We start from the raw sequence: 13,572 nt of genomic DNA, 5'->3' as shown, positions 1-13,572 counted from the left end.
TACTGGAGTCGTTGATATTGAGCTTATTGAGTATGCTTAAAATGGTTGATAGATGCCATATAGCTATTTGGTTAGACCTATAAGTCATTAAAAACTAGTAATATTGTCCCAAATTATGTTCTAATAATCACAAATAATTGTCTACATTTTATACAAGTTCCTTGTTTCATAAACAAGGTTCAAGAGTTTGATACAAGCGGGATTTATGAAGGGTTTTCGGTCGATAATATCAGGCGCACGTAGGTTTAATTTGAGCAATACACTTAATTCTCAATCAAACACTTTACGTCTTATGTTGGTTGTTGTTGCTATCTTGTTGGTACTACTTAGCAACTCTTGTAGTCCGGAAATGCCTACGGATAGTCAAGCAGATGCATCACTGGCGCAGCAAAAACAGTTAGAAGTTGCCAATATTGAGGATAATATTACCAACTCGTATGCAAGGTTAGCTGCAAATCGTGCAGATATTTGTCCCAAACTATTGCAAAAAGACATGGGTAACAACGATATTAAGCGTGTTGCCGAAGTGATGGTTAATGACTATTGTGACTATTTTTTATATTTAGAGGCTGGACAGCGCATTGATGTCGATGTCGATAATAGACAAATAGAAGCCCTACTGATTGTGCCCACTATGCATAACTTCGCTAATGGCGAGTATCAAGTGGCATCCTATGATAAGCATGTAATCCGACTAGCCTATAATGGCGCTACATACAAGCCTGAACGCTTAAGCTACGACGTTGCGATAACAGTTACGGATTAAGTATCCGTAACCTTGTTTTCTTAACTTATATCAAAAGCGCCTGCTAAAAAATTACTCAGATTTGATCGTTTTGGTTTGCCAAGGATCGTCCTGTCCAACTGTCACAATCAAGAATTTATCTGGATTAAGAGTATCGCGCATAGTCTGATTCACTCCTGATAGTTTAACGTTTTCAATACGTGCCATATAATCCGTCAGATAATTATCTGGCAGTTGATAGAAGTTCATCATTCCCAGCAAACCATTAATTCCCGCATTACTTGCAAAGCTCATCGGAAAGCTATTCTTCATATTGTCCGTGGTTAGACGCATCTCATCATTGTTAATCCCGTTATCTAACGTATCATTAATGACCGTTAAGCTGGCATCAATAGCATCGCGAGCCTTGTCATTGCGGGTTGAAAAACCTATCTGGTAAGGGCCACGAGTTAGCATTGGACTCATAGAGCCTGATATACCATAGGTATAACCTAGATTTTGACGTATCTCAGTCATCAACCGTGCATTAAAATTACCGCCTGCTAATACCTCATTGCCAATAGCAAAATTGGTTTGTTGCTGTTGCGCTTGAGGGTCGGTAGCACGCTTACTACCTAGTTGTCCCATTAGTACTGTGGTTTGGCTGCTAGGAAAGGGGATGTGAATATTCTTTGCTTGGGTGAGTGGTTTTGGCTCGGGTAAAGCATTGGCGGCCTTGCCTATAGGTAAATTAGTAGTAATGTCTTCAGCGAGTTTTTTGGCTTGAGCGAGCGTCAAGTTGCCAGTCATTGCTAATGAAGCATTGGCAGCGACAAGGTAGCGATTTTGAAAGTCAGTTAGGTCTTTTTTCTCGATACTGGGTACTGTTTCAAGCGTACCTGACGAAGGATGGGCATAAGGATGGCTGCCATATAGAGCGTTATCAAAAGCCAGACTGGCAAGGCTATTAGGATCTTGTTTCTGCTGTTGCAGACCGACTAATAGACGTGCTTTGTTACGCGCTAAAATTGATTGATCAAAGTTGGACTGTGTCAGCATTTGCGTCATCAAATCGATGGCTGGTAGTAGATGAGCATCATCAGATAAGCTACGTAGCGAGACGATAAACATATCCTTATACGCACTACTATTTAAATCAATCCCTAATGTTTCAACCGCTCGCGTAAAGTCATCTTCGTTCAAGCTCTCAGTGCCTTGCGTGAGCATCGTAGCGGTCATATTAGCAATGCCAAAGCCATTCGCACGTATATTACCATCGCGTGCACTACCAGCATTAAAACGTAAATCAATATCTACGATAGGTAACGTGGTTGCTCGTACAAAAGATACGGGCACGCCGGCTGTCGTTTTAAAGTGTTCGATAGTTGGTACTGTTACTTGTAAAGGTTTAACGTTGTTAAGACTGGTAAGCTTAGCCAATGCTGCAATGGGCGCGTTTACATCGACCGCAGCAGCGGGCTCACGATATTCTTCAGCACCGACTGAGTCTGCATAAGCGGGAGCAATAAACGCTGTTAAGCCTAGTAGAATGCTAGCACTAAGATGAGACTTGCAAATAGATTGAGACCGGGTTGAGTCTGGATGTGGTAGCGTTCTTTTGATCATGAATATAAAAGTTTTCTGAGTCATATCTTTCTTCTTATAGATGTTCTTAAACTATAGGCTTCTTAGGAAAGAAGGATGGCGCAAAACTATAACGAACATTAGCAATTTATTCTAAGTACTAAGTTTTAAATACCGAATTTCAAGCATTGAGTATTAATTGTTTGTTGGTGCCTTGCTTGTTTTAGTTTCATCTGTCTTTTGTTTAGGCGGTACGATATGCATCACGGTCAGATTATCGTTTACAAGATACTTTTTACTAGCAGCCTGAATATCAGCGATGCTCACACCATCAAGCTTGGCAGGTAAGCTTGCAAGCAATCTGTCATCCAGCCCTATAGATTGTAGCGAGCCTATCATCCGTGCTTGGCCTTCCATACTGTCTTGCGCATATACCAAACCTGTAACGGTATTGGTCTTAGCACGACTGATTTCGTCGGCATTAATAGGATCAGTGGTAAGCTTATTGATTTCAGCTGTGATAGCTTCTTGTGCTTGCGTTAAGCTCACGCCTTCACGCGGCGTTGCTTGTATTAAAAACAGTCCATCACCGCGATCAAGTAAGTCGTAAGAAGTACCGACTGTGGTCAGCAAACCTTGCTCGCGTATGAGTCGACTTTCTAAACGCGCCGATAGACCACCATCTAACACATCTTGGGCAAGTGATAGCGCATAAGCTTGCTTTTCATTGTTCGCGCCAACAGTCGATAGGCTAGGGACGTTGTAACCCATCAACAATACAGGCACTTGTACCGCTTGCTCAGAGTCAACTTTTTGATAACCACGGAAGCCTTGCTGTTTGACCGCAGGGCGTGTGGGTAATTTGCTGGCAGGCAGATCACCGAAGTAGCGTTTGACTTGTGCTAAGACCTCTTTTGGCTCAACGTCACCGACGATAACTAAGGTTGCATTATTGGGTGCATACCAAGTCTTATACCAATCTTTTAATTCTGTCAGTTTAATGGATTCAAGCTCGCTCATTGGCCCGATGACAGATTCACCTTTAGGACTATCAGGTAAAGCCAACAGGCGAAACGACTCATAAGCTTTGGCAAGTGGATTGTCATCAGTACGTTGACGACGTTCCTCCATGACTACTTGATGCTCTTTAGTAAAAGCTTTTTCATCAAAAACTAAGTTTTTCATGCGATCCGCTTCTAATTCCAAAGCTAAAGCCATTCTATTAGCGGGAAAAAGCTCGTAGTAGCCAGTGTAATCGTAGCTGGTGAAAGCATTATTAACGCCGCCAAACTTTGCAATCAAGCGCTCATAATCATCGCTTGAAACGTCAGCTGTCCCTTTAAACATCATATGTTCGAGCAAATGCGAGATGCCACCTTTATTTAACGGCTCATCCGCAGAGCCAACCCGATACCAGATCTGCGTCATCGCTACTGGCGCCCGATGATCTTCTTTGATAATTAACTTGAGCCCATTTTCTAACTGATATTCATGTCGACCTGACATATCGATAGTCAGATCCGAACTCATGGATGGCTTAGCAGTTACTGTGTCAGGCTCAGCTGTTTTTTTCAGGCCACTGGTTTGACATGCAGTTAGAGTAGTGGCGAGTGCTAAGGCGCAGGCCATACGTAACGATATAATAGGTAATGGTGAAGACAAGGGCATGGTATGTTCTACTTATAAAAAATGACGACTTATCAAAGACGATGACTTATTAAAAACTATAAAATAATATTGTTGTCTTAAAGATAACAACCGCAAGCGCTATAAAGATTTATGTCCACCAACAATCACACTGGCTGTTGGTTTGAATTCTTGTGTCGTACTACAGCCTACGATTGATAATAATAGGATGGAAATAACCATAGCGATTCCAATATTTATAACAAGTTTCAAATGAGAAACCGTTGGTACAGGTTTATAATTGGTTTTATGAGTTGGTATCATCGATGACATAAGTATTCCTGATTTTAGAAGACAGTTTTAGAAAAAGAGCTTTCTTAAGCTCACCTTTAGAGGTAAGACCACCAAATGTATAGATATCCTAATTGATGACACACCATAGACTGGCAATGAAAATTATTACAAAATCTTTTTTAAGTCATTAATTAAATCAGCTGTTGGCTCTAGTGCTTGCAAAGTAGCACAACCTACAGTTGAAAAAGACAGGGCTGCTATAAGAAGCAACAGGCTGAGCGCATTAGCCTTTCTATAAATAAATTGCCTTTTAGGAATAGGCTTAATATCAGGTCTTATGCCGTTTGATGGATATTGTCGCTTTGGCAAGTATATATGCTTTAAAAAGCAAGTTTGTTTTAGAGGTGGCATGGCTATCCCTATTCAGTGAATAAAAAGACCGAACGGCTAATTGATTGCTCAGAGCAGGCAAGTATTAAATAGACTGTAGCGAAATTTGACCTTACCAAAGTCAGATTTTTGTGTCTGAACCTTAACCAAGCTTTCTTACAAATCGGCTATTACTTTATCATTCGCTATCACGGACAGCGCTGAGCGACACTTGAATTATGCTAAACTAGCACAAAAACCAGCTTTCGTTTTAATGATATTAAATATAATGATATTCATTGCACAATAAATAAATTACTGACATTGATAACTTTTAGGGCAAGCTTATGAATAATCCGAATAATGCCAACCGTGTGGTCATCAATCTTGATGGCAGCCTTGATGATTTAGATGACGATGATATTACCTTACCGAGTCTACCGACGCAATCAGTCCCCATTATTGATGATTCTGGTGTCGATGAAGTTGAAACAGCAATTAAGGCTGATGAGCAAGGTAATGGTGTTAGTCATACAGCAAATACGGATGTATCAAGTGCAGATGCTGCAGAACAGATAGCTTTAGGTGCGCCAATCGTCATGCCTGCAGGACAGCATACGAGCGAAGATACAGTGGTGAGTAACGATAAGATCGACAATAAGACTAATCGTACTGCTGTACCAAAAATGCCGCTACAAGATCAGTGGAGCGACAATTCCAGCAATAAATCTCGAGCCGCTAACCCTCAATCTGGCAGTACTGGAAATATCAATCCTGACAGTGCAAGTCAAGCTAGCGTTTCTGAATCTAGCGTACCTGAATCTAGCGTTCCTATGAGACAAGCTGCACCCAGTATGCCTCAAGACGAGCAAGAAAATGAAACCCAAGGTCGTCAAAAAGGCAGCTGGTTCAACCGCATGAAGTCAGGGCTGAGTAAGTCACGTAAGAATTTAGCGGAAGGTATGGTCAGTATTCTTATCGGTGGTAAAGAGATCGACGATGAGCTGTTAGAAGAAGTCGAAGATCAACTGTTGGTCGCTGACATTGGTGTAAACGCAACCAACCGCATTATTAAGAGTCTAACCGAGCAGACAGCACGTGGGGACTTAATCTATGCACATTCATTGTATAAAGCGTTGCAAAGTGAGTTGGTCGATATCTTAACGCCAAAAGTTGCGCCACTGGTCATCGACACCAGCAAAAAACCTTTTGTTATTTTAGTTGTAGGCGTTAATGGTGTTGGCAAAACGACGACTATTGGAAAACTTGCCAAACGTCTACAAGGTGAGGGCAAATCGGTTATGCTGGCTGCGGGTGATACGTTCCGTGCGGCCGCGACAGAGCAGCTGCAAATTTGGGGTGAGCGTAATAGTATTCCAGTCGTAGCGCAAGGTCACGGCTCAGACAGCGCCTCTGTTATCTTTGATGCCATGCAGTCTGCTAAGGCTAAAAATATCGATGTGTTAATTGCTGATACTGCTGGTCGTTTGCAGAATAAAACGCATCTAATGGCGGAGCTTGAAAAAGTCGTGCGCGTCATGCGTAAAGCCGATCCAAGCGCGCCGCATGAAGGTATGATTGTTCTGGATGCTGGTACAGGACAAAATGCTATCAATCAAGTTGAGCTATTTAATAAAGTCGTGCCTTTGACGGGTATTACTATTACCAAATTAGATGGTACTGCCAAAGGCGGGGTCGTGTTTAATATTGCTGAAACTACTGATGTGCCTATCCGCTACATTGGTGTTGGCGAGTCCATTGATGATCTACGTGCCTTTAGTCCTAAGCAGTTCGTTGCAGCATTGTTCGATACGGATGAAAGTTAAGATTTTTCATAAATTGAGTATTATTTCATTAGAGCTAAGTTGGAGGTAACTATGATAGTCACTACAACAAGTTTTGGTCAACATCGACTAATTTTAATGGCAAGCGCTAATGAGAATGATATTGCTCAGCTTGCTGAAGTTAATTGGCTATTAAAAGGCCAGTCATGGCGTCACTCTAAATCATCTACTAAGCTCAAAAAGCACTATAAGCTTAGCGAGGATGATTTTATATTTATAGATGAAGATGAATTAAATAGTAAAGATGCCTCTCAATCTTTACTATTAGCTGCCATCGGCCAGCTTAATGAGTATGCTGATGGTAGACGTGACGCTTTTGATTTGTCATTAGATATATCTTTAGGCACTGAGTTTCAGCAAAAAGTATGGCGAGCATTACAAGATATTGCGCATGGCGAAACGATAAGTTATGCAACGCTTGCTCAGCGTGTTGGTAACCCTAAAGGATTCCGAGCAGTGGCAAACGCTAACGGCAAAAACCCTTTTAGTATCGTCATTCCCTGTCATCGAGTGATTGCCAGCGATGGTAAGCTGGGTGGCTATACTGGCGGGCTGGACAAAAAAGAGTATTTATTAGCGCTTGAAGGTGTAAAGGATAAAACCTAGTTTAAGAGATTTTAGATGAACGGTTATTGGATGTATTGTTAGATGCATTGTTAAAACGCATTAAAAAAGAGCCAAACGCTAAAAGCGTTTGGCTCTTTTTATGAGTGATCGATCATTTATTACTGGTAAGTTATTGCTGGACAGAAACTATTGCTCAAGTTGTGCCATCACGTCAGCAGAGAAGTTCACATTGCTATAAACCTCTTGTACATCATCTATGTCTTCTAGCATGTCAATCATCTTCATGACTTTTTCGGCATCATCGATATTATCAATCTCAGCACTGGTCGATGGTGACATAGTCACTTCAGCATTATCAGATACCAGACCTGCAGCATTGAGAGCATCTTTGACTTGACCGAAACTTTCCCACTCAGTGATGACAAGCAGGCTTTCACCATCATTTTCAATATCAAGTGCGCCTGCATCTAATGCAGCAAGCATCACTTCATCTTCTAAGCTTACATCATTAAAAGTGATTTCGCCGCGCTTATTAAAAAGGTAAGCGACTGAACCTGAAGTACCAAGATTGCCATCGTACTTGGTAAAGGCATGGCGCACTTCACTGACAGTGCGATTAACATTGTCGGTCATGGTTTCGACCAGTACTGCGACGCCACCGATACCATAGCCTTCATAGCTGATCTCATCCATGTTTTCAGTATCACCGCCACCAGTACCGCGATCAACAGCACGATTGATGGTGTCTCTGGTCATATTGACTGATAAGGCTTTTTCAATAACGGCCCGTAAACGTGGGTTTTTGTCAGGGTCAGGATCACCTTGCTTAGCAGCTGAAACAATTTCACGAATAATCTTGGTAAATACTTTACCTTTTACTGCATCCTGACGGGCTTTACGGTGTTTAATATTTGCCCATTTTGAATGACCTGCCATATTATATCCTTAAGTGCTATATACTTTTTAGTATGAGCTCAATGTGAGTCATACCTATTACAAATACTTTTTTATACCAATGTTTGAATGTTTTTGGAGCTTATAAATTTCACACTAACTAGCGCTTTTAATGTACTGTTGTAAGGTTATAAGCTTACGTTAACGTTAGCAATTTGTATGTTGCTAAGAGCTATTTTTTGCTACACTGTGGCAACTTATATGTTGTGATAACTGCTATAAGCGACCAATATTATAAACCAATTTTGCGTATTTTGAATAACTTGCGCTTATCCATCACACTTTAAATCATTGGATGCTATCAAGCCACTGATTTTATGAAGCCACTGATTCTATGAAGCAACCAACCGCTGAAGCCATTACTCATTTACGCAACCGCATTCACATTACTATTGAAGGCACAGATACCCGTTTGGGTAAGCTTTTTGATATTGTACTATTGATTGCCATTTTGACCAGTGTGGCTATCGTAATGCTTGATAGTGTTCTATACATGCGTTTGCAATATGGCACACTGTTTTTTTACGCTGAATGGTTTTTTACGATTTTATTTACGATTGAGTACGCTCTAAGGTTATTCTCAGCACCCAATCGTATTCGTTATGTTTTTAGTTTTTTTGGAATAGTGGATTTATTATCCGTATTACCAAGCTATTTAAGTCTAATGTTTGTGGGTGTGCAGTACTTACTCGTGATACGTATTTTACGTATTTTACGTATTTTCCGCGTTCTCAAGCTCAAAGCGTATATGCAACAAGCTGGATTTTTGGCTTCTGCGCTTAGAACCAGTCAGCAAAAGATTACGGTATTTTTCTTATCGCTCGTCTTATTAGTAACGATCTTTGGCTCGGTTATCTATGTTGTGGAAGGTCCAGAAAATGGCTTTACCAGTATTCCATTATCTATCTATTGGGCGATAGTAACCATGACTACAGTGGGATATGGTGATATATCACCAAAAACGCCACTAGGGCAAGCAATTGCATCTATGGTCATGATTACTGGTTACTCGATCATTGCAGTGCCAACAGGGATTTTTACCTCTGAGCTGGCACGTAATATGCGACCACAGCTCAATCCAATCACTTGTCCCAACTGTGGGAAGTTTGGTCATGCAGTTGGTGCGACATTCTGTGATCGCTGTGGCCATGCGCTACATGTTTAACGGTCACTAATATTGATTTTTTAAGTCTCTATATATTCATTAGTTAGCGATGATAAGTCAATTTCCACCCCAAGGTTAACCAAGTTCCAGTACTGTCCTGATACGGTACGATCAAGCATCATGGTAGTGGCGGAAGGCTGAAATTGAGCAAAGTATTTTAAAGACGTACGCATCTGAGCAATAACTTCGTGATGCACTTGACTACTAGAAAAATCAAAATGGCCATCTTGATGAGGCGTAATAGATAAAGGCTTCAATCCAATAGCGAGCCATTGCTGGTAAAACTCGCCTGGAATATTGGTATCATCATTCCGGCGTATTCCCAGTGCAATCAGATCTTGTTCAAGTGCCGTCACATCGCCTTTGATAGCATGTTTAGCAAACCTACGAAACAATTGCACCTCGCTATCACTATAGCTGCGAATACCGCCAAAGTCGTAAGCTACTACGCTACCATCAGTGCGGAAGGCAAAGTTACCGGGATGAGGATCACAGTGCATCCGGTATAAGCCAAATAGCTGGCCTGCTGTAAAATGAAATAGGCGCTCTGCTATTTTTTGCTTAACATCATTATCCCACGTCGCCGCTACTGTTAGCGTCTCTCCCATCTCTTCTGTCAAAGTCAAAATTCGTTTAGAAGAGTGGCTACCAATGACCTTAGGTATGATAAGACCGTTGTCCTCAGCATGAAATGCCCCAAATACCCGTAAGTTATGGGCCTCTTTAGTATAATCAAGCTCATCATGTAAGCTTTGACGTATCTCGTTAAACAACTGATTTTGCAGGTCACGACTCATATTAAGAACGCCAGCAATCTTCAAGGCCATGCGTACTTGCTTTAGATCACTGTCGCAATTCTCATCAACATCTGGATATTGCACCTTGACTACGACCTTTTGGCCAGAGGGCAGAGTAGCCTTATGTACTTGACCAATGGAGGCTGCCGCAAAAGGTACTTCTTCGAATTCTGCAAACAGCTCATTAATAGATGCCTTAAGCTCACGTTCTACCTGTGTGCGTATCTGTACATATGGCATGGGTGGCGCATCTTTTTGTAGCTTTTCAAGCGCCGTTGCAACCTCTGGTGGAAACACATCTTTATATTGCGAGGCGATTTGCCCCACTTTCATGACAGCGCCCTTCATCTCACCAAGCGTTTCAGCGATTTGAACACCTACATCTTGCATTAACTCTGAGCGTGCCTGTAAGCGTTTTTCTTCGTCACTAGAGAGGTGCTTTAGCGAGTTCTTAGCAGCTTTACCTGCAATACTTGCAGTCATGCCAGCAAGTTTCATAAAGCGTTTTCCGGACGATTTAGCCATTCATATCACCGTATATTGATTTTTTAGTTTTTTGCTTATAAATTAATGATTGATTAAAGAACGAGTCATATTTAATGCAATATTTCAGCCAATAAAACCCTTCATTTTAAAAGCGTGCTAGGGTTTTTCTAAAGACTGTATTAAGGCATGTGATAATGCCACTTAGCTGTCATTGTCCAAGTCAATGCGGTACGAATTAACCAGCCAATAATCGAGTGCCATCTGATAGCCTAAGTGGCCTAAACCACATATTACTCCAACTGCCACATCACTTAAGTAAGAATGTTGCCGAAAAGGTTCACGTGCATGAACATTAGATAAATGCACCTCTATGAATGGCTTTTGAGTGGCTAGTAGGGCATCGCGAATAGCGACTGACGTATGGGTAAATGCAGCTGGATTAATGATGATAGCATCCACTTGTGATACAGCATCAGCTAACAAACCATGATGCTGAATAGCATCAACGAGCTGTCCTTCGTGATTGGATTGAATACAAATAAGTTCAATGCCATGCTTTGCTGCTCTTATTGTTAAATGTTTTTCAATATCAGTAAGGGTTGTATGACCATAAATTTCTGGCTCGCGCTTACCTAATAAGTTGAGGTTTGCCCCATTAATGAGTAGTATTTTGCGTGTCTGTAGATTGTCTGTTTCTGAACCAGTTGCGTCTGCTACTGTTGTTTTTGAAGCTGATGCTGACGGAGAAGAGTTGCTCATAAGTTTCTCTACAGATTTAGGTGAATGTAATATTAGGTCTAATAGGGTTTGTAATTATAACTCATCTATAGTTTACTAATAAATCTTTAGCATCATGTCACAGGCATGGTTTTATGGTGATTGCATATGCTTTGGCAATGCATTAGTGAGAGATGCCTTTGTAGACCTTACCTTTGCGTTAATACTCTTGTAAACGAAATATTCATTGAAATAACGAATAAGTAAGAGATTAAACTGTTACGCTAGATATGGGACTTTATCATAATAGCTCAATTGTTAGTTTATAAAAAATTACATAGATAGCTTACCTAAACATCAAAAATCATGTTAAATGACTTTGTGTTGCTAAAAACCCATGCTATGATATTTTTAAGTAGTGAATCTTGCGATTTTGTTGCTGCTACTTTTTGGAACAATTATAAGTAGCAATCATCCTTAAGTGATGATGCAACATCGCTAGTAAGTGCGTTAAGGCGCGATTATTTCATCTAAGAAGAAATTCTTATTATTTGATGAAAATGAATGTCCTTATATATTCTAAACGCAACTTTTAAATGATGGTATTTAAATCGTTATTGATTAAATAATTGATTTAAATTCTGATTTCATAATCTTAGACCCCGTTTATATGCAATTTCGCAAAGGAAGTTGGGGCTAGGCGTAATTTTAGGAAGCAATGTTATGTCAGATCGTGAGCAAGGTATCGTTAAGTGGTTTAATGACTCAAAAGGCTTTGGTTTTATTCAACGTAATAGCGGTGAAGACATTTTTGTCCATTTTCGCGCTATTCAAGGTGATGGTTATCGCTCTTTAAAAGATGGCGAAAAAGTTGAGTTTAACGTAGTGGAAGGCCAAAAAGGTCTACAAGCTGAAGAGGTTAGAAAAGTAGAAGACTGATCAATTCAGTCATTATAGTGGTTTAGCTATAATGATTTTACTAACTGCTGATATACTACTGAGTCAAGCCTGTCTATTCTTATCGATATTGGGTTTATTACAACATCGATAAGAATAGACATTAGGCTTGGCTTTTTTACGCTCCTATATTTCATAGGCCGTTAATTATTAGTTGCAGTTATCTATCCGCATTCATCTGCATTCATATACCAGCAGCTTTATCTAAATCTAAAAGCTACGTTAAGGTTTGCTGTGAGTCTGCTACTGTCAATACATAAGGATGATTTTTTGAGTAATTTTACGACATTTACTGATTTGCCACTTTCAGCGCCAACATTACGAGCAATCAGTGATTTGGGTTTTACCGAGTTAACGCCTATCCAAGCTCAGATATTACCACATACATTAGCGCATCAAGACGCGATTGGACAGGCGCAAACGGGAACAGGCAAGACTGCGACTTTCTTGATTACTATTATGGAAGCTTTACTTAAGCGTCCTTTTGGTCAGGAAGAAGAGCGTCATTTAGGTGAGCCTCGCGCCGTGATAATGGCACCAACACGCGAGCTTGCGCAGCAGATTTTTGATGATTGTGTGGCATTGACCAAATATACTGAGCTACATAGTGTCTGTATTATGGGTGGTACTAATTATGAGACTCAACAGCATGAGCTTGAGCGCCAATATGTAGATATTTTGGTGGCTACACCTGGACGTTTGATTGATCTTATGCATAAAGGTATGGTCTATTTGGATCGTGTAGAAGTACTTGTGTTAGATGAAGCTGACCGTATGCTTGATATGGGTTTTATCCCCGATATTAAACGTTTGGTTGGACGCATGCCAGCTAACACTGATCGTCAAAGCCTGCTGTTTTCAGCTACCTTTAATCAAGATGTTATGAACCTTGCTTATCGCTGGTTACATGAGCCCCAGTTTGTTGAAATTGAGCCTGAACACAAAACTAGTGAGCTAGTAGACCAGCATTTTTATTTACTAACAGAAGATCAAAAGTTAGAAGCGTTGCAGCGTATTATTACTGATAGCACCGTAGAAAAAGTCATTGTTTTTGCTAATCGTAAGGATCAGGTGAAGCGTCTGTATCACAAGCTTCGTCAAGCGCATAAAATTGTCATGCTATCAGGTGACGTGATTCAGCAGAAGCGTGAAAAATACTTACAGCGTTTTAAAGACGGTCACGCCTCTATATTAGTCGCAACTGACGTAGCTGGGCGCGGTATTCATGTTGACGATATCAGTCATGTGGTTAACTATACCTTGCCGGATCAGCCAGATGACTATGTACATCGTATTGGTCGTACAGGGCGCGCTGGGCAAACAGGTATTAGTATTAGCTTTGTGAGTGAGGATGATGCTTTTAATCTACCTGCATTAGAGAAACACTTAGATACTAAGTTTAGCCTTGAACAATGGCAACAGTAGTTATATCAATACTAAAAGCTTAAGTGTTGTCAGAAAAAGCCCGCAGCGATATTAACGTTGTGG

General features: G+C 40.6%; 13 protein-coding genes. 6 read left to right on the top strand and 7 right to left on the bottom strand.

The window, feature by feature from the left end; translation table 11 throughout:
• The first annotated feature begins 205 nt into the window (after positions 1-205).
• Positions 206-766 (top strand): hypothetical protein, encoded by a 561-nt coding sequence (locus ACTQ9S_RS08500; protein ID WP_440454702.1) that lies wholly within the window; start codon positions 206-208, stop codon positions 764-766.
• Positions 767-817: 51 nt separating this feature from the next.
• On the opposite strand, the gene ACTQ9S_RS08495 is transcribed toward ACTQ9S_RS08500, so the two are convergent.
• From ACTQ9S_RS08495 to ACTQ9S_RS08480, 4 genes are all read right to left on the bottom strand, one after another.
• Complete coding sequence (locus tag ACTQ9S_RS08495) at positions 818-2,374, bottom strand: M16 family metallopeptidase (RefSeq protein ID WP_350656997.1); 1,557 nt, start codon at positions 2,372-2,374, stop codon at positions 818-820.
• A gap of 129 nt (positions 2,375-2,503) precedes the next feature.
• Positions 2,504-3,976 (bottom strand): M16 family metallopeptidase, encoded by a 1,473-nt coding sequence (locus tag ACTQ9S_RS08490; RefSeq protein WP_440454701.1) that lies wholly within the window; start codon positions 3,974-3,976, stop codon positions 2,504-2,506.
• A gap of 99 nt (positions 3,977-4,075) precedes the next feature.
• On the bottom strand, positions 4,076-4,267 hold the full coding sequence (locus tag ACTQ9S_RS08485) for a hypothetical protein (RefSeq protein ID WP_440454700.1): 192 nt from the start codon (positions 4,265-4,267) through the stop codon (positions 4,076-4,078).
• 126 nt (positions 4,268-4,393) lie between these two features.
• A complete protein-coding gene (locus tag ACTQ9S_RS08480) occupies positions 4,394-4,639 on the bottom strand; it encodes a hypothetical protein (RefSeq protein ID WP_440454699.1) in 246 nt (81 codons plus the stop codon).
• 812 nt (positions 4,640-5,451) lie between these two features.
• Here ACTQ9S_RS08480 and ftsY point away from each other — a divergent pair.
• Together ftsY and ACTQ9S_RS08470 are read left to right on the top strand one after the other, a co-directional pair.
• Complete coding sequence (gene ftsY, locus ACTQ9S_RS08475) at positions 5,452-6,423, top strand: signal recognition particle-docking protein FtsY (protein ID WP_227514145.1); 972 nt, start codon at positions 5,452-5,454, stop codon at positions 6,421-6,423.
• A 51-nt stretch (positions 6,424-6,474) separates the two neighbouring features.
• Entirely contained in the window at positions 6,475-7,047 is a 573-nt protein-coding gene (locus ACTQ9S_RS08470) for a methylated-DNA--[protein]-cysteine S-methyltransferase (protein ID WP_350656999.1), read from the top strand.
• A gap of 147 nt (positions 7,048-7,194) precedes the next feature.
• Here ACTQ9S_RS08470 and ACTQ9S_RS08465 read toward each other — a convergent pair whose 3' ends face one another.
• On the bottom strand, positions 7,195-7,944 hold the full coding sequence (locus ACTQ9S_RS08465; RefSeq protein ID WP_068035420.1) for a YebC/PmpR family DNA-binding transcriptional regulator: 750 nt from the start codon (positions 7,942-7,944) through the stop codon (positions 7,195-7,197).
• 352 nt (positions 7,945-8,296) lie between these two features.
• Here ACTQ9S_RS08465 and ACTQ9S_RS08460 point away from each other — a divergent pair, with 352 nt between their 5' ends.
• Positions 8,297-9,127, top strand: a complete 831-nt coding sequence (locus tag ACTQ9S_RS08460; protein ID WP_068035423.1) for an ion transporter — start codon at positions 8,297-8,299, stop codon at positions 9,125-9,127.
• 20 nt (positions 9,128-9,147) lie between these two features.
• Here ACTQ9S_RS08460 and ACTQ9S_RS08455 read toward each other — a convergent pair whose 3' ends face one another.
• Together ACTQ9S_RS08455 and aroQ are read right to left on the bottom strand one after the other, a co-directional pair.
• Positions 9,148-10,449 carry an ABC1 kinase family protein gene (locus ACTQ9S_RS08455; protein ID WP_440454698.1) on the bottom strand — a complete coding sequence of 434 codons (1,302 nt, stop codon included), beginning with the start codon at positions 10,447-10,449 and terminating at the stop codon, positions 9,148-9,150.
• Positions 10,450-10,611: 162 nt separating this feature from the next.
• A complete protein-coding gene (gene aroQ / locus ACTQ9S_RS08450; protein WP_068035427.1) occupies positions 10,612-11,169 on the bottom strand; it encodes a type II 3-dehydroquinate dehydratase in 558 nt (185 codons plus the stop codon).
• 681 nt (positions 11,170-11,850) lie between these two features.
• Here aroQ and ACTQ9S_RS08445 point away from each other — a divergent pair.
• Positions 11,851-12,066, top strand: coding sequence for a cold-shock protein (locus tag ACTQ9S_RS08445; RefSeq protein ID WP_068035429.1), 216 nt, complete (start codon positions 11,851-11,853; stop codon positions 12,064-12,066).
• A gap of 288 nt (positions 12,067-12,354) precedes the next feature.
• On the top strand, positions 12,355-13,509 hold the full coding sequence (locus tag ACTQ9S_RS08440) for a DEAD/DEAH box helicase (protein WP_440454697.1): 1,155 nt from the start codon (positions 12,355-12,357) through the stop codon (positions 13,507-13,509).
• The last annotated feature ends 63 nt before the right edge of the window (positions 13,510-13,572 follow it).

This window comes from Psychrobacter sp. ASPA161_9, assembly GCF_051970275.1.
GTDB lineage: Bacteria > Pseudomonadota > Gammaproteobacteria > Pseudomonadales > Moraxellaceae > Psychrobacter.
Note: the sequence above shows the minus strand (reverse complement) of the source record. Positions and strands in the feature narration are given on the sequence as shown.